Origin of the sequence: Enterobacter sp. Ap-867, from assembly GCF_011752855.1 — a bacterium.
Classification (GTDB): domain Bacteria; phylum Pseudomonadota; class Gammaproteobacteria; order Enterobacterales; family Enterobacteriaceae; genus Cedecea.
In genome coordinates this window covers 16,111-37,651 of record NZ_VWWS01000012.1, presented here as the reverse complement: position 1 = coordinate 37,651, position 21,541 = coordinate 16,111, and the positions used below count along the sequence as shown (strand labels likewise).

The 21,541-nt window shown below is 55.1% G+C and carries 15 protein-coding genes and 1 pseudogene; 13 read left to right on the top strand and 3 right to left on the bottom strand.

Annotation, left to right across the window (positions count from 1 at the left end):
• Positions 1 to 17 precede the first annotated feature (17 nt).
• The 3 genes from F3J26_RS21735 to mutH form a co-directional block, all read right to left on the bottom strand.
• Entirely contained in the window at positions 18 to 1,061 is a 1,044-nt protein-coding gene (locus tag F3J26_RS21735) for an NADP(H)-dependent aldo-keto reductase (protein WP_008458473.1), read from the bottom strand.
• A 142-nt stretch (positions 1,062 to 1,203) separates the two neighbouring features.
• The gene (locus tag F3J26_RS21730) at positions 1,204 to 1,422 is read right to left on the bottom strand and encodes a YgdI/YgdR family lipoprotein (RefSeq protein WP_008458470.1); all 219 of its coding nucleotides are present in this window, start codon (positions 1,420 to 1,422) and stop codon (positions 1,204 to 1,206) included.
• Positions 1,423 to 1,580: 158 nt separating this feature from the next.
• Complete coding sequence (gene mutH, locus F3J26_RS21725) at positions 1,581 to 2,267, bottom strand: DNA mismatch repair endonuclease MutH (RefSeq protein WP_008458468.1); 687 nt, start codon at positions 2,265 to 2,267, stop codon at positions 1,581 to 1,583.
• Between the two features lie 687 nt (positions 2,268 to 2,954).
• Between mutH and rppH the strand changes: the two genes are divergently transcribed.
• The 13 genes and pseudogenes from rppH to recD all read left to right on the top strand — a co-directional run bounded on the left by rppH (position 2,955) and on the right by recD (position 21,508).
• Complete coding sequence (gene rppH / locus F3J26_RS21720; protein WP_008458467.1) at positions 2,955 to 3,485, top strand: RNA pyrophosphohydrolase; 531 nt, start codon at positions 2,955 to 2,957, stop codon at positions 3,483 to 3,485.
• Positions 3,486 to 3,497: 12 nt separating this feature from the next.
• Positions 3,498 to 5,744 (top strand): phosphoenolpyruvate--protein phosphotransferase, encoded by a 2,247-nt coding sequence (ptsP, locus tag F3J26_RS21715; RefSeq protein WP_008458464.1) that lies wholly within the window; start codon positions 3,498 to 3,500, stop codon positions 5,742 to 5,744.
• 332 nt (positions 5,745 to 6,076) lie between these two features.
• A complete protein-coding gene (lgt, locus tag F3J26_RS21710) occupies positions 6,077 to 6,949 on the top strand; it encodes a prolipoprotein diacylglyceryl transferase (protein WP_008458462.1) in 873 nt (290 codons plus the stop codon).
• A 6-nt stretch (positions 6,950 to 6,955) separates the two neighbouring features.
• Positions 6,956 to 7,750: a thymidylate synthase gene (thyA, locus tag F3J26_RS21705; protein WP_008458459.1), complete on the top strand. Its 795-nt coding sequence runs from the start codon at positions 6,956 to 6,958 to the stop codon at positions 7,748 to 7,750.
• A gap of 185 nt (positions 7,751 to 7,935) precedes the next feature.
• Positions 7,936 to 8,403 carry a prepilin peptidase-dependent protein gene (locus F3J26_RS21700; protein WP_166995926.1) on the top strand — a complete coding sequence of 156 codons (468 nt, stop codon included), beginning with the start codon at positions 7,936 to 7,938 and terminating at the stop codon, positions 8,401 to 8,403.
• Entirely contained in the window at positions 8,397 to 8,957 is a 561-nt protein-coding gene (locus tag F3J26_RS21695) for a prepilin peptidase-dependent protein (RefSeq protein ID WP_166995924.1), read from the top strand. Before F3J26_RS21700 ends, F3J26_RS21695 begins: the two co-directional genes overlap by 7 nt.
• Complete coding sequence (locus tag F3J26_RS21690; RefSeq protein ID WP_008458454.1) at positions 8,954 to 9,388, top strand: DUF2509 family protein; 435 nt, start codon at positions 8,954 to 8,956, stop codon at positions 9,386 to 9,388. Before F3J26_RS21695 ends, F3J26_RS21690 begins: the two co-directional genes overlap by 4 nt.
• Positions 9,370 to 9,546 carry a prepilin-type N-terminal cleavage/methylation domain-containing protein gene (locus F3J26_RS22805; protein WP_353621178.1) on the top strand — a complete coding sequence of 59 codons (177 nt, stop codon included), beginning with the start codon at positions 9,370 to 9,372 and terminating at the stop codon, positions 9,544 to 9,546. Before F3J26_RS21690 ends, F3J26_RS22805 begins: the two co-directional genes overlap by 19 nt.
• A gap of 27 nt (positions 9,547 to 9,573) precedes the next feature.
• Positions 9,574 to 9,711: pseudogene (locus F3J26_RS22800) on the top strand (prepilin-type N-terminal cleavage/methylation domain-containing protein); the annotation flags it as partial.
• A gap of 7 nt (positions 9,712 to 9,718) precedes the next feature.
• Positions 9,719 to 13,090, top strand: coding sequence for an exodeoxyribonuclease V subunit gamma (recC, locus tag F3J26_RS21680; protein WP_166995921.1), 3,372 nt, complete (start codon positions 9,719 to 9,721; stop codon positions 13,088 to 13,090).
• 149 nt (positions 13,091 to 13,239) lie between these two features.
• On the top strand, positions 13,240 to 16,125 hold the full coding sequence (ptrA, locus tag F3J26_RS21675) for a pitrilysin (RefSeq protein WP_166995919.1): 2,886 nt from the start codon (positions 13,240 to 13,242) through the stop codon (positions 16,123 to 16,125).
• Positions 16,125 to 19,670 carry an exodeoxyribonuclease V subunit beta gene (recB, locus tag F3J26_RS21670; protein ID WP_166995917.1) on the top strand — a complete coding sequence of 1,182 codons (3,546 nt, stop codon included), beginning with the start codon at positions 16,125 to 16,127 and terminating at the stop codon, positions 19,668 to 19,670. The genes ptrA and recB overlap by 1 nt, the downstream gene beginning before the upstream one ends.
• Positions 19,667 to 21,508, top strand: a complete 1,842-nt coding sequence (gene recD, locus F3J26_RS21665; RefSeq protein ID WP_166995915.1) for an exodeoxyribonuclease V subunit alpha — start codon at positions 19,667 to 19,669, stop codon at positions 21,506 to 21,508. The genes recB and recD overlap by 4 nt, the downstream gene beginning before the upstream one ends.
• Positions 21,509 to 21,541: the final 33 nt, after the last annotated feature.

Genomic DNA, 21,541 nt, shown 5'->3' with positions numbered 1-21,541 from the left:
TGGAGGGCCTTAGTTTTTTACGGTGCCGGGTAAGTATAGAGGCGATGCACCGCTTCAATCTCCTCAATCACCTCTTCGCTTAGCGTCAAATGCAGGCTTTCAAGGTTGGTTTTCAGCTGTTCCAGCGTCGTGGCGCCGAGCAGCGTGCTGGCCACAAACGGCTGACGGCGAACGAAGGCCAGCGCCATTTGCGCCGGGTCGAGATTATGGCGTTTAGCTATTTCTACGTAGGCCGCAACGGCTTTTTGCGACTGCTCGCCGCTGTAGCGGGTGAAGCGGCTAAACAGCGTGTTGCGAGCGCCGGCCGGTTTGGCTCCGTTAAGGTATTTGCCCGACAGCACGCCGAAGGCGAGGCAGGAATAAGCGAGCAGCTCAACGCCTTCGTGCTGGCTGATTTCAGACAGGCCAACTTCAAAGCTGCGGTTTAACAGGCTGTAAGGGTTTTGAATGGTCACGATGCGCGGCAGATCGTGTTTTTCCGCAAGCTGCAGGTAGCGCATCACGCCCCACGGGGTTTCGTTCGAGACGCCGATATAGCGAATTTTCCCGGCACGCTGGCACTCGGTCAGCGCTTCAAGGGTTTCCAGCAGCGTTACCGGCAGCGAGGTTGTGTCGCTCCAGGTGTAGCCCAGTTTGCCAAACATGTTGGTCTGACGCTGCGGCCAGTGAACCTGGTAGAGGTCGAGGTAATCGGTTTGCAGGCGTTTGAGGCTGGCATCCAGCGCCTCGCGGATGTTTTTCCGGTCGAGGATCTGGTTTGGGCGGATGCCCGCGTCGTTGTTGCGGGTGGGGCCAGTGACTTTGGAAGCAACAACCAGTTTTTCGCGGTTGCCGCGAGCTTTAAGCCAGCTGCCGACATAGCTCTCGGTTAAGCCCTGGGTTTCCGGGCGCGGCGGCACCGGGTACATTTCCGCGACATCAATCAGATTCACGCCCTGACTGACGGCGTAGTCGAGCTGCTGGTGGGCATCGGCCTCGCTGTTTTGTTCACCAAAGGTCATGGTTCCCAGCCCCAGCGTGCTGACTTCAAGTGAACTGTGGGGGATACGGTGATAGTGCATAGCCGGCTTCCTGTTGTTCTTTTGACTCGTCAGGCATCGTTACCCGACAAAAGGTCTATAAACATGGCAGAGGCCGGAGCAAAGCGAAAGAGGGGGAAAGAAGAAAAATCATCAGGCCAGCCGAGGGGCTGACCCTGCGAGATTAGCGCTCAATAATCTGGGAAACGTCGTTGCGGTTGATCTGCATTTCATTACCTTGCTGGTCACGATAGCTTACCAGACCTGTATCTTCATCGACCTTCGGCTTGCCCTCGGTCAAAATCATTCGTCCATCTTTGGTGGCCATTACGTAGTCACTGCTGCAGCCTGAAACGGCAAAGGCAAGACCAATGGCGGAGATTGCTACTGCCCATTTAGTCATCGGTATGTTCCTCGTCAGGAAGGGATCTTGTTAATAAGTTTAGTAATAACCTGATGAACAGGGGAAAGAAAGCGGTAAATTCTTAATAGGACGAGGGAAATGTAACATTCCCCGGTACTTACTGACAGAACCCTGGATTCCGTTCTCTGCGGCGGCTATTAGAGCGTGAAGTGCCGTGCGAGAAGAGCTGCGGTGAAATTCTTCTTTAAGTAGAAGCCGCGAGGTAACGTGAGAATAGGTGAGCCGTCCGCGCCAATAGCCTCTGTTAACGCCCGGCTGTTGGCGGCTTTTGGCCGCAGCTGCAGCACTTCGCCGTGACGGGCGGTAATGCGCTCGACCTGGCCCAGCACGATCAAATCCATCAGTTCTTCCCAGTCCAGGCGCAGCTGCTGTTCTTCCTCTTCTGAAGGGCTCCATAATAGCGGAGAACCCACGTGCCGCTCGGCAAGCGGGATCTGCCTTTCTCCCTCAACCGGGATCCACAGCACGCGCTTGAGCTTATGCCGCACATGGCTGGTTTCCCAAATGACGCCGCTATTACCGGTTAACGGCGCGACGCAGACGAACGTGGTTTCCAACGGGCGGCCAAGGCTATCCACCGGGATCGTTTTCAGTTCGATCCCGAGCGCGGCAAAGTCTTGTTCGGGCTTGCTGCCCGCGCTGGCACCCAGCCACAGCTCCAGCAGCACGCCAATCCAGCCTTTATCGCGCTTCAGGTCTTTCGGCGTCTGTAAGCCAGCGCAGGCGGCCAGCTCGCCCAGAGTATAACCGGCGACGCTTTGCGCCTGTTGGAGCAGCTCGGCTTCACTGCGTGGGGGCGTGATGAGCGGACGTATTGGTTGCATAACTCGTTGATGTTTTTTGGTTAAAAAATGAACGCACTTTGTGCACAGCGAAAGCTTAGTTTAGTCGTCTGAGGATAAGATTAACAATATTCTGATTTATAATGAGTTTTTAAAGGCAGCCGTTTCGTTGCAGCAACATTAAAAAGGCTTTTCCAAATCTGGTCACTGACAATGAACAGGATCTTACACCATGTTATCCACAGAAAAGTGGGATAACTGGGAAAAAGCATGACTACTGGTTCCATTTACAGCCTTGACGAGGCGCTAAAATACAATTTATCACCGATTTGTGACTAACTTGTTGGCACAATCTGTGGATAAAAACAACATTGTGCGATCTTTCATCAGTAGGCGATCTTCATATGTGACGATCATCACATTATGAAACTCGTGTGTCATTTTTATAGTATTATGATTATGAAATTTAAAGGCTTTAATGTGTGGCAGGATTGCTCCTTATTTTAGTTGTCCTGAGTTGTCCCGATGTAATTCGGTAGTTCTTCACAGTTATATCCACAGAAAAAGTGAATAAAACCGCCGGTTTTGACCGTCCCCTGTTTATAACCCGGCTCTCTTTTGTGAGTTATTCAAATGTTATTCCATGCGAGCGCCGCCGAGAGAGTGGTTTACCGCCTGACACTTGTATGAAACAATCGATGCAATCTAAGTTTGTTTTGAGGTAGTCCGGTGATCGATGATGATGGCTACCGCCCCAACGTTGGGATCGTAATATGTAATCGGCAGGGACAGGTGATGTGGGCGCGACGCTTTGGCCAACATTCCTGGCAATTTCCCCAGGGGGGTATTAATCCTGGCGAGTCCGCTGAACAGGCAATGTACCGGGAGCTTTTCGAAGAAGTCGGTCTACAAAGAAAAGATGTTCGCATTCTTGCCTCGACCCGAAACTGGTTGCGTTACAAATTACCTAAACGTTTGGTGCGTTGGGACACAAAGCCGGTTTGTATCGGCCAAAAACAAAAATGGTTTCTTTTGCAGTTGCTGAGCAGCGACGGTGAGATCAACATGCAAACCAGCAGTACGCCGGAATTTGATGGCTGGCGCTGGGTCAGTTATTGGTATCCGGTCCGTCAGGTTGTTTCATTCAAGCGCGATGTCTATCGCCGGGTAATGAAAGAGTTTGCCAGCGTGGTGATGCCACTGCAGGAAGTTACGCCACCACGCAATAACTCGCCGGCATGGCGACGTAAAAGAGGTTAAGTCACGCGAAAAATGCTCACCCGTCTGCGAGAAATAGTCGAAAAGGTCGCCAGTGCCCCGCGTCTCAATGAGGCGCTGGACATTTTGGTGACTGACATCTGCCTTGCGATGGATACCGAGGTTTGCTCGGTTTATCTCGCCGACCACGAGCGCCGCTGTTTTTACCTTATGGCGACGCGCGGGTTAAAGAAACCGCGCGGTCGCACCGTCACGCTTGCCTTTGATGAAGGTATTGTTGGCCTGGTTGGGCGGCTCGCGGAGCCGATTAACCTTGCAGATGCGCAAAAACACCCCAGCTTTAAATATGTGCCCGCCGTAAAAGAGGAGCGTTTTCGTGCGTTCCTCGGCGTGCCTATTATCCAGCGCCGTCAGCTTCTGGGAGTGCTGGTTGTTCAGCAGCGTGAACACCGGCAGTACGATGAGAGCGAAGAGTCTTTCCTCGTTACGCTGGCAACGCAAATGGCCGGGATATTATCGCAGTCTCAGTTAGCGGCCCTGTTTGGACAGTATCGCCAGACCCGTATCCGTGCGCTGCCTGCATCGCCAGGCGTGGCGATTGCCGAAGGCTGGATGGACACAACCGTCCCGCTGATGGAGCAAGTTTTTGAAGCGTCGACCCTGGACACGGCGCTTGAGCGCGAGCGTCTGACCGCCGCGCTGGAAGAGGCTTCCGGGGAATTCCGCCGCTACAGCAAGCGTTTTGCCGCCGGGGCTCAGAAAGAGACTGCGGCGATTTTCGACCTTTACTCTCACCTGCTGACCGACGCCCGCCTGCGGCGTGAGCTTTTTGCTGAGGTAGATAAAGGCCTGGTCGCTGAATGGGCCGTGAAAACGGTGGTGGAGAAGTTTGCTGAACAGTTTGCCAGCCTTTCAGATAGCTACCTGAAAGAGCGCGCGGGCGACCTCAGAGCGCTGGGGCAGCGCCTGTTGTTCCATCTCGATGACACGATTCAAAGCCCGAATACCTGGCCTGAGCGCTTTGTGCTGGTTGCCGACGAACTTTCAGCCACCACGCTTGCCGAACTGCCGCAAAACCGTCTCGCGGGCGTTGTCGTGCGCGATGGTGCGGCAAACTCTCATGCCGCCATTATGGTCCGTGCGCTCGGTATCCCAACCGTCATGGGCGCTGATATTCAGCCATCGGCTCTGCATCGCCGAATGCTGATCGTGGACGGCTATCGCGGTGAATTGCTGGTGGATCCTGAGCCGGTTTTGCTGCAGGAATACCAGCGCCTGGTGACCGAGGAGAACGAACTTAGTCGCCTGGCGGAAGATGATGTGGAGCAGCCCGCGGCGTTAAAAAGCGGCGAGCGGGTGCAGGTCATGCTGAATGCCGGGCTTAGTCCTGAGCATGAAGAACAGCTTGGTAGCCGTATCGACGGCATCGGGCTGTACCGCACCGAAATACCTTTTATGCTGCAAAGCGGTTTCCCGTCCGAAGAAGAGCAGGTTGCACAGTATCAGGGCATGTTGCAGATGTTTAACGACAAACCTGTGACGCTGCGAACGCTGGACGTCGGGGCGGATAAACAGCTTCCGTATATGCCTATCAGCGAGGAGAATCCCTGTCTTGGCTGGCGAGGCATTCGTATTACGTTGGATCAGCCAGAGATCTTTCTGATCCAGGTCCGCGCCATGCTGCGTGCGAATGCGGCTACGGGGAATTTGAGTATCCTGCTGCCGATGATCACCAGCATTGATGAAATCGATGATGCGCGCAGACTTATCGATCGTGCGGGCCGGGAAGTCGAAGAGGAATTAGGCTACCAGTTGCCGAAGTTCAGGCTTGGGGTGATGGTTGAAGTGCCTTCCATGGTGTTCATGCTGGGGCATCTGGCCGGGCGTATTGATTTTATTTCCGTTGGTACAAACGACCTGACTCAGTATCTGCTGGCGGTTGACCGTAACAACACGCGGGTGGCTAACCTTTACGATAGCCTGCATCCGGCGATGCTGCGTACGCTGAACCTGATTGCCCGTGAGGCCGAGCGCTATGACCTCGATCTGTGCCTGTGCGGCGAAATGGCCGGTGACCCGATGTGCGTCGCGATTCTTGTGGGCATGGGGTACCGTCATCTTTCAATGAACGGCCGTTCCGTCGCGCGCATTAAATACCTGTTACGCCATATTCAGCTTGAAGAAGCCGAAGTGCTTGCTCAGCGTACCCTTGAGGCTCAAATGGCGACGGAAGTACGCCACCAGGTCGCTGCGTTTATGGAGCGCCGCGGCATGGGTGGCCTGATTCGCGGTGGGCGCTGATCCGTTCTCAATGTCCCGATCTCACCGGGACATTTTCCCCGTCTGACAACAAGGGAAAAAGCGTGGTTTTTCCCTTGTTGTGGCTCATCTTCCGAAAACCCCGAAGGGGTTTCCCTGTTCGTTTTCTTCTATGCCTGGTGTTGGTTCACACTCCCGGATACGCCCTGGATGCCCCGGTACCACCGGGACATTACACATCTTTTACAACTTCCGTAATCAATCACTCTGGCTGTTTGTGCTATGATCCGCTGCTTTCGGAGCGCATCGAGAGTGGTGCGTACTTGCCACTCACCTTCTATTTTGGGTGAGGTAACAATAGCTTGTGGTGACAGATGAATAGTGGCTATCTGCGTTTCCCTGAATTTGATCCGGTGCTTTTCTCCATCGGGCCGGTTTCCCTGCACTGGTACGGGCTCATGTACCTGGTCGGGTTCGTGTTTGCCATGTGGCTTGCCGGGCGCCGCGCCAGCCGTCCGGGCAGCGGCTGGACGAAAAATGAAGTAGAGAATCTGCTGTATGCAGGTTTCCTTGGCGTGTTCCTGGGGGGACGACTGGGCTATGTCTTCTTCTACAATCTGCCGGTCTTCCTTGCCGATCCTCTCTACCTGTTCAAAGTCTGGGACGGCGGTATGTCCTTCCACGGCGGCCTGATCGGTGTTATCTGCGTGATGATTTGGTTTGCGCGCCGCACCAAGCGTACTTTCTTCCAGGTCTCTGATTTTATTGCTCCGCTGATCCCGTTTGGTTTAGGTGCTGGGCGCCTCGGCAACTTTATCAATGGCGAACTGTGGGGCCGCGTTGACCCGAACTTCCGCTTCGCCATGCTGTTCCCTGGTTCACGCAGTGAAGACGTTGGCCTGCTGGCAACGCACCCGGAATGGCAATCGCTGTTCAATACCTACGGCGTACTGCCTCGCCACCCGTCTCAGCTTTATGAGCTGGCGCTGGAAGGGGTTGTCCTGTTCATCATCCTGAACCTGTTTATTCGTAAGCCTCGCCCAATGGGGTCCGTCTCTGGCCTGTTCCTGATTGGCTACGGTGCGTTCCGTATCATCGTCGAATTCTTCCGCCAGCCGGATGCGCAGTTCACCGGCACCTGGGTACAGTACATCAGCATGGGGCAGATCCTGTCGATTCCGATGATTGTTGCCGGTATCATTATGATGGTCTGGGCTTACCGCCGTCCGCAGCAGCAACTTTCGTGAGGTGACATGAAACAGTATCTTGATTTGATGAAAAAAGTGCTCGAAGAGGGCACGCCAAAAGCGGACCGTACCGGTACCGGCACGTTGTCGATTTTTGGACATCAAATGCGCTTTAACCTGCAGGAAGGCTTCCCGCTGGTTACCACCAAAAAATGTCACCTGCGTTCGATCATTCATGAGCTGCTGTGGTTCCTTAATGGCGATACCAATATCGCGTACCTGAAGGAAAACAAGGTGACGATTTGGGACGAATGGGCGGATGAAAACGGCGATCTCGGCCCGGTTTACGGCAAGCAGTGGCGTTCCTGGGCAACCCCTGACGGGCGTTATATTGATCAGCTAACCACCGTGCTCAACCAGTTGAAAAACGATCCCGATTCTCGGCGCATTATTGTCTCTGCGTGGAACGTGGGCGAGCTGGATAAAATGGCGCTGGCCCCTTGCCACGCGTTTTTCCAGTTCTATGTGGCAGACGGCAAACTCTCTTGCCAACTCTACCAGCGCTCTTGCGACATCTTCCTTGGTTTGCCGTTCAACATCGCCAGCTATGCGCTGCTGGTGCATATGATGGCGCAGCAGTGCGACCTGGAAGTGGGCGACTTTGTCTGGACCGGGGGCGATACGCACCTGTACAGCAATCACCTGGAACAGACACGTCTGCAGCTAACCCGTGAACCGCGCGCGCTGCCTAAGCTGGTTATCAAACGTAAGCCGGAGTCATTGTTTGACTACCGTTTCGAAGACTTCGAGATTGAAGGCTACGATCCGCATCCGGCGATCAAAGCGCCTGTCGCCATTTAACCTGCTGACAGAGTGACAGAACCGGTGCCTGAGTGCGCCGGTTTTTTTTGCCCTGGTTTTGCTTCTTCGGCATTGATTCCAGAGCGTATGCAACTCTCCGTAACGCCTTAATTATCTTCCGATATGTGTCGCATCATCTGATTTGCGAACTGGCTGATTCAACTTCTGTGGCCCACACTCCTCCCATGAAAATCAACCAACGTGGTTTTAGCGTTATTGAGGTGATGGTGGTGATAGCCATTGTTGCCGTACTCAGCGCTGGTGGGCTTCACGGCTGGCACGAGTGGCAGCAGAGAGTGCAGTTGCGGCAAACGGCTCAGCAACTGAGTCACTTTCTCTCGCGGCTAAGAAATGATGCCAACTGGCACAACCAAACCCATCTTTTGGCGCTGCATCAATTGGGGAAAAGCTGGTGCCTGACAAGCCGTGCCGCTGAAGAAAACTGTTCGGGAAACTCAAATCTGACGTTTACCCCCGAGTTTGACGATATCGTCGTGGAGGATATGACTGCCGGGTTAGGTTTCTACGGTATTCGCAACACAGCCTGGCCAGGCCACCTTATTGTGAAAAGTCAGGTCGGGCGCTGGAAAGTGACGCTCTCGGTTTGGGGGCGCATCCGGCTGTGCGAAATGTCCGGAGACAAGTCATGTTGAGCGCTCAGAGAGGGTTTACGTTACTCGAAACGCTTATTGCGATGGCCTTGAGCAGCGTGCTGCTGCTAGGCACTTCAAGGCTTTTCCCCGCTTTGCAGGGCGAGGTTTTACGCCAGTACAGCTACGTTGCTCAGCAGGAAGCGCTTTGGCAAATGGCGTTCACCGTTGGAAAAAATTTACAGCGTGCGGGTTATTGCCGAGGGAAGTGTCAGGGGGAGGCTGTAAAGCTTATGAACAACGGAAACTGCGTGGTATTGCAGTGGGATGCCAACGGTAATGGCCGGTGGGACACGACCCCTGGTAGTCAAAATGAACAGACGGGCTATCGCTTGCGTAACGGCAGCCTGGAGACTCAAAAGGGCGTAGAGCATTGTGAAGGTACCGGCTGGGAAAGAATGTCTGACCCGACGCAATTGGTGGTGCAGCATTTTTCCGTGGTTCGCCTGAATCGCAAAACCGGCAGGCCTTTATTCCTCGTGAGTCTTGCTGCATATCTGAAGCAAGGTGGGCGTCCTGTGGAGCTTAGCTACACGGTGAGTGGAGAAAATTCATGAGCGGCAAGCAAGAGAAAGGGAGCACCTCTTTGCTGATGGTATTGATGCTGCTTGCAGTTGGTTCTCTGATGCTGAGTGGGCTTTCCCGGCAACTTAGCGCCCAGCGCTTTGAGGTTGCCGCCGAAATTCAGTTTATTAAAAATCAGACGGCTGCAAGATCTGCGCTGGCATGGGGGGAAAAACAAAGCTGGCAACCCCAGAGAACCTGGCAATGTCAGTTTGAGTCGCGTAATCAGTGGCACGCCTGCCTGCATCTAACCGATAAAGGTGAGGCCTTACTGGCTGCTTCCGGTTCTGTTGCAGGGCCCACGCTACCGTTCACATTGTGGCGCTGGGGGGGACTTCAGGGGAATAAATTAGTGGCCTCCGCGCAGGGCTGGCTGGATTTTTGCCCTTTATTGGACGATGACTTATGCAAACTGCCTCGATAGTTTCCCGGCAGCATGGGTTCAGCCTCCCGGAGGTGCTATGTGCCCTGGCGCTGTTTGCGATAGTGATGACCGCATTGCTGGGGTACCACGGTGTATTGCAGCAGGGTTTCACCAGCCAATGGCAGCTAAGGCAGCTGTGGCGAGTCGCGCGTGAGTAGACCGAGCCAGAAGTTCCTCCACTTTCAGATGCATGGAATGTGCATCAACAGCAGACATCGTCTTTGGGATGTGTCAGCATCGACGTTACTGTAACAAGTCCAGAGGGCCGGATAGCGCAGCTTTCGAGGCTCGATTGCCCACGGTCAGAACAACGTCAGGAGTAGCGATTTCATGTTGCGTGTCTACCATTCCAACCGCCTTGATGTGCTGGAAGCCATTATGGAGTTCATTGTGGAGCACCAGCCATTGCCGGATCCTTTTGAGCCGGAAGTGGTGCTGGTGCAAAGCACCGGGATGGCGCAGTGGCTGCAAATGACGCTGGCACAGAAGTTTGGTATTGCGGCGAACATCGAGTTTCCGCTGCCCGCCAGCTTTATCTGGGACATGTTCGTGAAGGTATTGCCCGATATCCCGGAAGTGAGCGCTTTCAACAAGCAGAGCATGAGCTGGAAGCTGATGACGCTTATCCCCAATATGCTCCACAAGCCAGAGTTCGAGATGCTTGGCCACTATCTGCAGGTAGACGACAGCAGCCGTAAGCTGTTTCAGCTTTCTTCCCGGATTGCCGACCTTTATGACCAGTATCTTGTCTATCGTCCCGGCTGGCTAAGCCGCTGGGAGAAGGGCGAGCTTGTCGAAGGCGTGGGAGAGTCTCAGCTCTGGCAGGCTCCACTCTGGGCGGAACTGGTGCGCTACACCGCTGAGCTGGGGCAGCCTGAATGGCATCGAGCCAATCTCTACCAGCGCTTTATTAGCGCTCTTGAGAAAAGCGAGGTTTGCCCGGCGGGACTCCCATCTCGCGTCTTTATTTGTGGGATTTCCGCTCTGCCACCGGTGTACCTCCAGGCTCTGCAGGCGCTGGGTAAGCATATCGACGTCCATGTGCTATTTACCAACCCCTGCCGCTACTACTGGGGGGATATTAAAGATCCCGCGTTCCTTGCTCGTCTTGTCAGCCGTCGTCGTCGTCGGCATCAGACAGAACAAGAGCAGACCTTGTTTAAGGACAACGACAATGCCTCTTCGTTGTTCAATGAGCTTGGTGAGCAGGATGTGGGGAATTCCTTGCTGGCCTCTTGGGGGAAATTAGGGCGCGACTACGCGTTTTTGCTTTCCGAGCTGGAGCGTTTTGAAGAGATCGATGTTTTTGTCGATTTAGAACCCGATAACCTTCTCCACGGCCTGCAAAATGACCTGTTAGAGCTGAAAGATTCGCAGGTGCTGGGGCTGACGGCTGAGGAGTACGAACACAGTGACGGTAAACGGCTGCTGGATCTTAACGATCGTTCTTTGACATTCCATGAGTGCCATAGCCCGCAGCGAGAAGTTGAAGTGCTGCACGATCAACTGCTGGCGATGCTGGAGGCCGATCCAGAACTTACCCCGCGCGATATCATCGTGATGGTTGCGGATATTGATAGCTACAGTCCGTTTATCCAGGCGGTGTTTGGTAGCGCGAAGGACGAGCGTTGGCTGCCGTTTGCCATTTCTGACCGTCGGGCGCGCCAGGCTCACCCGGCCCTGCAGGCGTTCATTTTACTGCTTGGCTTGCCGGAAAGCCGTTTCGCAGCAGAAGATGTGCTTTCATTGTTGGAAGTGCCTGCCCTGGCGGCGCGTTTCTCTATTGATGAAGAAGGGCTGCGCTATCTGCGTAAATGGGTGAATGAATCAGGTGTACGTTGGGGCATTGATGATGACAACGTTCGAGAACTGGATCTGCCTGCGACCGGGCAGCATACGTGGCGGTTTGGCCTGACCCGGATGCTGCTTGGCTATGCGATGGAAAGCCAGGCTGGGGTCTGGGATTCTGTGCTGCCCTATGATGAGTCCAGCGGCCTGATTGCCGAACTGGTGGGGCAGCTTGCGGAGTTGCTGATGCAGCTGAACCGCTGGCGTCAGCTGTTAACTCAGGAGCGCCCTTTAGACGAATGGTTGCCGCTATGCAGGGACATGCTGAACAGCTTCTTCCTGCCTGATGGTGAAACAGAAGCCGCACTGGCGCTGATTGAGCAGCAGTGGCAGGAGATGATTGAAAAAGGCACTGATGCAGCCTACCAGCAGCCCGTGTCATTAACCTTGCTGCGTGATGAACTGGCCCAGCGTCTTGACCAGGAGCGCATCAGCCAGCGCTTCCTCGCCGGGCCGGTAAACTTCTGTACCCTGATGCCAATGCGCGCCATTCCCTTTAAGGTCGTTTGTTTGCTGGGCATGAATGACGGTGTCTATCCGCGAACGCTTGCGCCATTGGGCTTTGACCTGATGAGCCAGCACCCGCAGCGTGGGGACCGCAGCCGCCGAGACGATGACCGCTATCTGTTCCTGGAAGCGCTTATTTCGGCCCAGCAGCGGCTGTACATCAGCTATATCGGCCGTTCGATTCAGGACAACAGCAGGCGTTACCCGTCGGTGCTGGTGGAAGAACTGCTGGATTATATCGCTCGCAGTCACTACCTCCCCGGAGATGCTGAATGTAATGCAGATGACAGCAGTGAGCATGTGAGAAAGCATCTGGTCACGCTTCATGCCCGAACACCTTTTGACAGCACCAACTACCTTGCCGGAGGCGATGGGCAAAGCTTTGCTCAGGAGTGGCTGCCAGCGGCAAGCGGCAGCGGCGTAGCGCATGCCCACTTTATTCAGCCTTTGATTGCGGATCCCTGGGACGACATCTCCCTTGAGCAGCTCCAGCGCTTTTGGCGGCACCCGGTGCGGGCATTTTTCCAAATGCGTCTCGGCATTAACTTCCGCCTGGAAGATACCGAATTGCCGGATGAAGAGCCTTTTACCCTCGATGTACTCGACCGTTTTCAGTTAAACCAGCACCTGCTTAATGCTCTGGTTCAGCAAGATGATCCGCACCAGCTGTTTGTGCGTTACCGGGCAGCTGGCGTTTTACCTTACGGGGCCTTCGGTGAAATCTTGTGGGAAAACCAGCGGAATGAAATGCAAACTCTGGCTGAAAAAGTGCTGGCCGAACGGCAAAAAGGGGAAAGCTGTGAAGTGGATCTTCACATAGACGGAACCAGAGTGACGGGCTGGCTGTCGGACGTACAGGCTGATGGTTTGCTGCGCTGGCGCCCTTCGGTGCTGAATGTGGCTCATGGCATGCAGCTGTGGATTGAACATTTGGTTTACTGTGCGAGCGGCTATTCGGGCGAAAGCCGAATGTTCGGGCGCAAAGATTCACAGTGGCGTTTCCCTCATATGGCACAGGACGAAGCTAAAGCCTGGTTGTTGCAACTGATTGAGGGTTATAAAGAAGGTCTCCGTCAGCCATTGCTGCTGCTGCATAACAGCGGTGGCGCGTGGATAAAAACCTGTTATGACCCACAAAATGATGCCATTTTATGGGATGAGGAGACGCAGCAGAAAGCCCGGACTAAGCTGCTTGCTGCCTGGGAAGGAAACCATATGGTGGAAGGGGAAGGGGCTGATATTTGGCTGCAACGTTTGTACCGTACCCTTGATGCCGAGTATTACGAAGCGATTATCGCAGAGGCCGAGCGCTACCTGCTGCCTCTGTTCAGATTCAACCAATCCTGAACAAGGGTTGTATAAAAATTGCACAGCCCGGTGAGTTCAATTATGATGCGATTTCTTGCTCAGGGCTGGCGAAGTATAACAACGGCGTTCGACGGATAGCTTCGAAAAGTTGTTAATGATGAGTAAGTTAGTGAAGACGAGGTTTGTGAATGCCTAAATGCAGCACCTGGTTTACCGCGCTTTTCTTGTTCGTTGCTCTTTGGGCACCCTGCAGTCAGGCAGATAACGGATGGCAACCGATTCAGGACACCATCCGTAAAAGTGAAAAAGATCCTCGTCAGTATCAGGCTATTCGTTTAGATAACGGTATGACCGTGCTGCTGGTTTCCGATCCGCAGGCGGTGAAGTCGCTGTCAGCGCTGGTGGTGCCGGTTGGCTCACTGGAAGATCCAGATGCTCACCTTGGGCTTGCCCATTTTCTGGAACATATGACGCTGATGGGGTCTAAAAAATATCCGGACCCGGATAGCCTGTCTGAATTCCTCAAAAAACATGGCGGCAGCCACAATGCCAGTACCGCCACCTATCGAACCGCATTTTATCTTGAAGTAGAAAACGATGCGCTCGACGGTGCCGTAGACCGCCTGGCCGACGCCATTGCTGAACCTAACCTCGCGGCACAATATGCCGAGCGTGAACGTAACGCGGTAAACGCCGAGTTGACGATGGCCCGTGCGCGTGACGGGATGCGCATGGCACAGGTTAGCGCCGAAACCATCAACCCTTTACACCCGGCGGCGCGTTTCTCCGGCGGCAACCTTGAAACCCTGCGTGACAAACCCGGCAGCAAGTTGCTCGACGCGCTGGTGGCATTCAGAAATAAGTACTACTCGGCAAACCTGATGAAAGCCGTTATCTACAGCAACAAGCCTTTGCCTGAACTGGCGAAGATTGCCGCTGAAACTTACGGCCGCGTTCCTGACAAAAATATCGAAAAGCCGGTTATCGATGTACCGGTGGTGACTGACGCGCAAAAAGGGATCTTCATCCACTATGTGCCGGTCATGCCGCGCAAGGTGGTTCGCGTTGAGTTTCGCATTGATAACAATAGCGATAAATTCCGCAGCAAAACCGATGAGCTGATTGGGTACCTGATCGGTAACCGCAGTCACGATACGCTGTCGGATTGGCTGCAAAAGCAGGGGCTTGCGGAGAGCATTCGCGCGGATTCTGACCCGATGGTGGCCGGTAACAGCGGTGTTTTCGCCATCTCCGTCTCCCTGACGGATAAAGGCCTGGCCAATCGTGACCAGGTGGTTGCGGCGATATTCAGCTATCTCGATCAGTTGCGCGCCAAAGGTATCGATAAACGTTACTTTGACGAGCTTGCACACGTGCTGGATCTCGACTTCCGTTACCCGTCCATCACCCGTGATATGGACTACATCGAATGGCTGGCGGATACCATGCTGCGCGTTCCGGTCAGCCATACGCTGGATTCCGCGAACATTGCTGACCAGTACGATCCTAATGCGATTAAAGCACGTCTGGATATGATGACGCCGCAGAATGCCCGTGTGTGGTACATCAGCCCGCAGGAGCCGCACAATAAAACGGCCTATTTCGTTGATGCGCCTTACGAAGTTGACAAAATCCCTGCGCAGACTTTTGCCGACTGGCAGCAGAAGGCAGATGCCATCAAGCTTGAGCTGCCTCAGTTGAACCCTTACATTCCCGATGACTTCACGCTTTATAAACCGCAGAAGGAGTACCAGCATCCTGAGCTGCTGATCCACGAACCGGATCTGCGCGTGGTATATATGCCGAGCCGCTATTTTGGCAACGAGCCAAAAGCGGACGTGACGCTTGTGCTGCGTAATCCACAGGTGATGAACAGTGCGAAGAATCAGGTGCTGTTTGCCATCAATGATTACCTTGCGGGCATTGCGCTGGATGAACTCAGCAATCAGGCATCGGTTGGCGGCATCAGTTTCTCATCTAACGCGAATAGCGGGCTGATGATTAACGCCAACGGCTATACGCAGCGGCTGCCGCAGCTGTTCGAAGCGCTGTTGAAGGGCTATTTCAGCTATACCCCAACGCAGGAACAGCTGGATCAGGCTAAGTCCTGGTATGCGCAGATGATGGACTCGGCGGAAAAAGGTAAAGCCTTTGAGCAGGCGATTGCGCCGGTGCAGATGGTTTCGCAGGTGCCTTATTATGAGCGTAGTACCCGCCGGGCGCTGCTGCCGGAGCTGACGCTTAAGGACGTGCTGGATTACCGTGAACGGCTGAAAACCAATTCCCGACCTGAGTTTATGGTCATTGGTAATATGTCTCCGGAGCAGACCAAACAATTGACGGAAAACGTCAAAACGCAGTTGGCGCCGAAGGGCAGCGAATGGTGCCGCAATGACGATGTGCTGATCAATAAGCGGCATCTGGCGATGTTTGAAAAGGCCGGAAGCAGCACCGACTCAGCGCTGGCGGCAGTTTATGTACCAAAAGGCTATAGCGAAGCCACCAGCACGGCTTACGGTTCAATGCTGGGTCAAATCGTTCAGCCCTGGTTCTATAATCAGTTGCGGACACAAGAGCAGCTTGGCTATGCGGTGTTTGCTTTCCCTATGTCTATTGGTCGCCAGTGGGGCGTGGGCTTCCTGCTGCAAAGCAGTGATAAGCAGCCTGCTTACCTGTACGAGCGGTTTAAAGCGTTTTACCCGGTTATCGAGAAAAAACTGCGCGGCATGAGCGACGCCGAATTTGCCCAAATCCAGCAGGGGATGATTGCCCAGATGCAGCAGGCGCCTCAAACGCTTGCGGAAGAGGCGGCGCAGCTTAGCAAAGATTTCGATCGCCGAAACATGGCGTTTGATTCCCGTGATAAAGTGATAGCTGAAATTAAGAAATTAACGCCACAGAAGCTGGCTGATTTCTTCCATCAGGCGGTGATAGCTCCCCAGGGGATGGCGGTGCTGTCACAGATTTCCGGCAGCCATAACGGCAAAGCAGAGTATGCGGCTCCAAAAGGGTGGAAAACCTGGGAGGGGGCACGCAGTCTGCAGCAGACGTTACCACTAGTAAGCGAGAAATAATGACCGATGTAACCGCGCAGCCCCTTGATCCTTTAAGTTTGCCGCTGTTCGGCGAACGGTTGATAGAAGCTTCCGCGGGGACCGGTAAGACCTTTACCATTGCCGCGCTTTATTTGCGGTTGTTATTGGGCTTAGGGGGAGAGAATGCTTTCCCCCGCCCGCTAGGTGTTGAAGAACTGCTGGTGGTGACCTTCACCGAAGCGGCCACCGAAGAACTGCGTGGTCGTATTCGGGCAAATATCCACGAATTGCGCATCGCCTGTATTCGTAACCGCACCAAAAACCCACTTCTGCAAAACCTGCTTGCCCAGATAGCGGACAAGCAGCTTGCTGCCCGTACCTTGCTGTTAGCCGAACAGCAGATGGATGAGGCCGCTATCTTCACGATCCACGGCTTTTGCCAGCGAATGCTCAGCCTCAATGCTTTTGAGTCCGGAATGCTGTTCGAGCAACAGCTCCTTGAGGATGAATCCGTGCTGCGCCGCCACGCGTGTGCTGACTTCTGGCGGCGTCACTGCTACCCGTTGCCAAAACCAGTCGCTCAAGCGATGAGTGAAGAGTGGTCTGGCCCGGAAGCGCTTTTAAAAGACATCAATAGCTGGCTTCAGGGGGAACAACCCCAGCTGAAACAGCCCCCGGCGGATGACGAAACGCTGCTGGCTCGCCATGAAAAAATAATCTCCGCTATCGACGAGGTCAAAGCTCAGTGGAGAGCAGCCGCGGGTGAGCTGGTAAGCCTGATTAGCGATTCTGGCGTGGATAAACGCAGCTACAGCAGTAAACATTTGCCAAACTGGCTGGAAATTGTTGGCCAGTGGGCGCAGCTGGAAACCACCAGTTATCAGCTCCCTGAGGCGTTGGCGAAGTTTGCGCAAAGCACGCTTGAAGAGAAAACCAAAAAAGGCGAAGTGCCCCGGCACAGCCTGTTCACCGCCATCGACGCATTGCTTGCAGAGCCGCTAACGCTGCGTGACCTGGTGATTGCCAGAGCCATGGCGGAAATTCGCTATATTGTTCAACAAGAGAAGCGCCGCCGCGGCGAACTGGGCTTTGACGATATGCTGAGTCGGCTCGATGAATCTCTGCATCAGCCCGGCGGCGACGCCTTAGCGACGGCGATCCGCAGCCGTTTCCCGGTGGCGATGATCGATGAGTTCCAGGATACCGACCCGCAGCAGTACCGTATCTTCCGCCGCCTGTATATCAAGCAGCAGGGCACCGCGCTGTTGCTGATTGGTGACCCTAAGCAGGCTATTTACGCTTTCCGCGGCGCCGATATTTTTACCTATATGAGGGCTCGTCAGGAAGTTAGTGCCCACTACACACTGGACACTAACTGGCGCTCGTCTCCCTCAATGATCCACGGCGTAAACACGCTGTTCCAGCAGGTTGAGAATCCGTTCTTATTCCGGCAGATCCCGTTCCTGCCGGTTAAATCAGCGCCCCGCAACGGTGGGCTACGGTTTACGGTCCAGGGTGAAAGCCAGTCGGCGGTGAAAATGTGGCTCCAGCCGGGGGATGGCGTCGGTGTAAGTGATTACCAACAAGCGATGGCATCGCAGTGTGCACGGCAAGTTCGAGACTGGCTCACCGCCGGGCAACGGGGGGATGCGCTGCTTTGGTTGGGGGATGACGCCCGGCCGCTCAGGGCATCGGATATGACGATTCTGGTTCGTAGCCGCGGAGAAGCGGCCATCGTACGTGATGCGCTGGGCGCGCTGAATATTCCTTCGGTGTATCTCTCTAACCGCGATTCGGTGTTTGCTACCGTTGAGGCACGTGAGCTGCTGTGGGTGCTACAGGCCGTACTGACGCCTGAAATTGAGACGGCCATGCGCAGCGCGATTGCGACAGCCATGTTAGGGCTGGATGCCCATGCTATCGAGTCTCTGAACAACGACGAACTGGCCTGGGATCATCTGGTTGACGAATTCTTTGGCTACCGCGAGCAGTGGCTTAAGCGGGGCGTGATGCCCATGTTAAGAGCCTTAATCGGGGCGAGAAATATAGCTGAAAACCTGCTGGCCACGCCTGGCGGAGAGCGCAGGCTGACCGATATTTTGCACATCAGCGAACTGTTACAGGAAGCCTCAGCAGAAATGGAGAGCGAGCATGCGCTGGTGCGCTGGCTGGCGCAGAGGATTGCCGAGCCGGACAGCAACGCTTCCAGTCAGCAGTTGAGGCTCGAAAGTGATAAACATTTGGTGCAGGTGGTGACCATCCACAAATCCAAAGGGCTGGAGTATCCGTTGGTCTGGCTGCCGTTCGTGGCCAACTATCGCCCACAGAGCAGCGGCCTTTATCACGACCGAACCACCTTTACCTCACTTCTGGATTTGAGCAACGATGCGGAAAGCCTGGGGCTGGCCGAAGAAGAACGTCTGGCGGAAGACTTGCGTCTGCTCTATGTGGCATTGACCCGCTCCGTCTGGCACTGCAGCTTGGGCGTTGCGCCGTTGTTCCGCGGTTCGAGAGCCAAAAAAGGCAACAGCGACCTGCACCTCAGTGCGCTGGGCTATTTGCTGCAAAAAGGGGAAGCGCTCGATGCAGAGGGACTGCGCCAGGCGCTTGATGATCTGAAAAGCGAAGCCATCGACGTTGAAACACTCTCTTCCGGGGACGATACTCCGTGGCAGCCGCGGCCCGATGCTTTGCCCGAGCTTGCCGCCCGCCAGCTCAAGCGTCGAATCACCGATAACTGGCGCGTGACCAGTTATTCTGGTCTGCAGCAGCACGGCAGCAGTCGGGTTCTGGATTTCGTGCCACGCCTGGACGTTGACGCCGTTGGGGAAGCCCCGGAGCAAAGTGAGCCGTTACTTACGCCGCATACTTTCCCGCGCGGGGCTTCACCGGGTACTTTCTTACACAGCCTTTTCGAAGAGGTTGATTTTACACAGCCAGTACAGCCTGAAGAGACAGAAAAACACCTGCTTGCCAATGGGTTTAGCGGCGAGTGGGAGCCGGTGGTGAGCCGCTGGCTGGAAGAGGTGCTTGCTGCGCCGCTCAATGACACCGGCGTTGCCCTGAACCTGCTTTCTGCGAAGGAGAGACAGGTGGAGCTGGAATTTTATTTACCTATCGACAATGAGCTACAGGCGCCGGCGTTAGACGGTCTGGTTCGTCATTACGACCCGCTGTCTGCTGGCTGCCCGCCTTTGGACTTCCGTCAGGTGAAGGGAATGCTGAAAGGTTTTATCGACCTGGTGTTCCGCTGGCAGGGGCGTTACTACCTGCTGGACTATAAATCTAACTGGCTGGGTGAAGACAGCAGCGCCTACACCCAGGAGGCGATGGCGAAGGCGATGCAGTCTCACCGCTACGACTTGCAGTACCAGCTCTACACGCTGGCGCTGCATCGCTACCTGCGCCACCGTATGGCCGGGTATAACTACCAGCAGCACTTTGGTGGGGTTATCTATTTGTTCCTGCGAGGCGTGGAGCAGGGTAAGCCCGAGCAGGGTATTTTTTCTACGCGACCGGACGTCAGACTGGTTAAAGCTATGGATGCGCTGTTCGCCGGGGCAGCAGAGGAGATCCCACAGTGAGTATGTCTCAGCTACTCAACCAGGCGGTGGTGCTGAAAGCTCTCAGGCCGCTGGATTCACAGTTTGCCATGATGGTGGCTAACGATGAGCAGCCCGCCGTTATGCTGGCCGCAGCGCTGTTGAGCCGAGAATCAGGCGAGGGGCATGTCTGCCTGCCGCTGGAGCGCATCAGGCCCGAATATGCCTTCGCTGGCAAACATCCTGAACTTGTGGCTCAGCTTTTTACCGAGGCGGAGCCTTCTTCGGGCTGGCACAGCGCATTACTGGCTTCCCATTCGGTCAGTTCGGGCGACGAACCCACGCCGCTGAAACTCATTGATAACCGCCTTTACCTCAACCGTATGTGGAGCAACGAGCATCGGGTGGCGGCCTTCTTCGGTGAACATAACCAGCCTGTTGCGGTGGATGAGGCCCGGCTTCGCGAAATCCTCGACGCGCTGTTTGGTCACAGCCCACAGACGGACTGGCAGAAAGTGGCCGCGGCGGTGGCATTGACCCGACGTATTTCAGTTATTTCCGGCGGGCCGGGAACAGGTAAAACCACAACGGTGGCAAAGCTGTTGGGCGCGCTGGTTCAGCTTTCCGATGGCCAGCCCGTGCGCATTCAGCTTGCGGCGCCTACGGGCAAGGCGGCCGCACGCCTGACGGAATCGTTGGGAAGTGCGCTGCGCCAGCTGCCGCTCAGCGATGAGCAGAAAAAGCGCCTGCCTGAAGAGGCTTCGACGCTGCACCGGCTTTTAGGCGCGCAGCCGAACAGCCAGCGGTTGCGCCACCATGCCGGGAATCCTCTGCACCTGGATGTGCTGGTGGTGGATGAGGCGTCAATGGTGGATCTGCCGATGATGTCCCGGCTGATTGATGCTTTACCGGAGCAGGCCCGCGTCATCTTCCTCGGAGACAGAGATCAACTGGCTTCCGTAGAGGCGGGGGCGGTGCTGGGCGATATCTGCCATTACGTGAACGACGGGTATTCGGCTGAGCGTGCGGAGCAATTAAAACGGCTCACGGGCTGTGAGGTACCCGTGGGGGAGAGTACCCGGGCGAGCGCGCTGCGTGACGGGCTTTGCCTGCTGCGTAAGAGCTATCGGTTCGACAGTCAGTCCGGCATCGGTCAACTGGCCTTTGCCGTTAATGCCAGCGATAGCAGGCAGGTGAAAGCTGCGTTTGGACAAGGGTTTACGGACATCTCACTGCAGCCGCTGCTGGAGCCGGAAGATTATACGGCGATGATTGCCGACGTGGTCAGCGGCTACGGCGAGTATTTGCAGCTGGTGCGTCAGAAAGCCGCGCCTGCGGAGATCATTGATGCCTTTGGCCGTTATCAGCTGCTGTGTGCCTTACGTGAAGGACCTTTCGGCGTCAGCGGCCTGAATGAGCGTATTGAGCAGGCGCTGGTACAGGCGCGTTTGATTCAGCGGCCTTCGCAGGCGCTGTCCCGCTGGTACGACGGGCGTCCGATGATGATTGCCCGCAATGATAGCTCGCTTGGCTTGTTTAACGGCGATATCGGTATTGCTTTGCAGCGTGAGGAAGGGCTTCGCGTGTGGTTTTCAATGCCGGATGGTTCAGTAAAATCCGTTCAGCCCAGCCGCCTGCCTGTACACGATACGGCCTTCGCCATGACCGTGCATAAATCTCAGGGTTCTGAATTTGACCACGCCGCGTTGGTATTGCCGAATCAGTTTGTGCCGGTGGTGACGCGTGAGCTGGTGTACACCGCGATCACGCGAGCCCGTAAGCAGCTGTCGCTGTATGCCGATGAACGCGTGTTGAATAAAGCGATAGCCACGCGTACGGAGCGCCGCAGCGGGCTTATGGCGATTTTCTCTGGAGAATAAAAGACAAGGGAAGGCACACTTTATGCCTTCCCT

What these genes read in the sequence shown, in the direction of transcription:
- F3J26_RS21735 (WP_008458473.1), bottom strand. Translation starts at nt 1,061, where the DNA reads ATGCACTATCACCGTATCCCCCACAGTTCACTTGAAGTCAGCACGCTG.
- F3J26_RS21730 (WP_008458470.1), bottom strand. Translation starts at nt 1,422, where the DNA reads ATGACTAAATGGGCAGTAGCAATCTCCGCCATTGGTCTTGCCTTTGCC.
- mutH (WP_008458468.1), bottom strand. Translation starts at nt 2,267, where the DNA reads ATGCAACCAATACGTCCGCTCATCACGCCCCCACGCAGTGAAGCCGAG.
- ptsP (WP_008458464.1), top strand. Translation starts at nt 3,498, where the DNA reads ATGCTCACCCGTCTGCGAGAAATAGTCGAAAAGGTCGCCAGTGCCCCG.
- lgt (WP_008458462.1), top strand. Translation starts at nt 6,077, where the DNA reads ATGAATAGTGGCTATCTGCGTTTCCCTGAATTTGATCCGGTGCTTTTC.
- thyA (WP_008458459.1), top strand. Translation starts at nt 6,956, where the DNA reads ATGAAACAGTATCTTGATTTGATGAAAAAAGTGCTCGAAGAGGGCACG.
- F3J26_RS21700 (WP_166995926.1), top strand. Translation starts at nt 7,936, where the DNA reads ATGAAAATCAACCAACGTGGTTTTAGCGTTATTGAGGTGATGGTGGTG.
- F3J26_RS21695 (WP_166995924.1), top strand. Translation starts at nt 8,397, where the DNA reads ATGTTGAGCGCTCAGAGAGGGTTTACGTTACTCGAAACGCTTATTGCG.
- F3J26_RS21690 (WP_008458454.1), top strand. Translation starts at nt 8,954, where the DNA reads ATGAGCGGCAAGCAAGAGAAAGGGAGCACCTCTTTGCTGATGGTATTG.
- F3J26_RS22805 (WP_353621178.1), top strand. Translation starts at nt 9,370, where the DNA reads ATGCAAACTGCCTCGATAGTTTCCCGGCAGCATGGGTTCAGCCTCCCG.
- recC (WP_166995921.1), top strand. Translation starts at nt 9,719, where the DNA reads ATGTTGCGTGTCTACCATTCCAACCGCCTTGATGTGCTGGAAGCCATT.
- ptrA (WP_166995919.1), top strand. Translation starts at nt 13,240, where the DNA reads ATGCCTAAATGCAGCACCTGGTTTACCGCGCTTTTCTTGTTCGTTGCT.
- recB (WP_166995917.1), top strand. Translation starts at nt 16,125, where the DNA reads ATGACCGATGTAACCGCGCAGCCCCTTGATCCTTTAAGTTTGCCGCTG.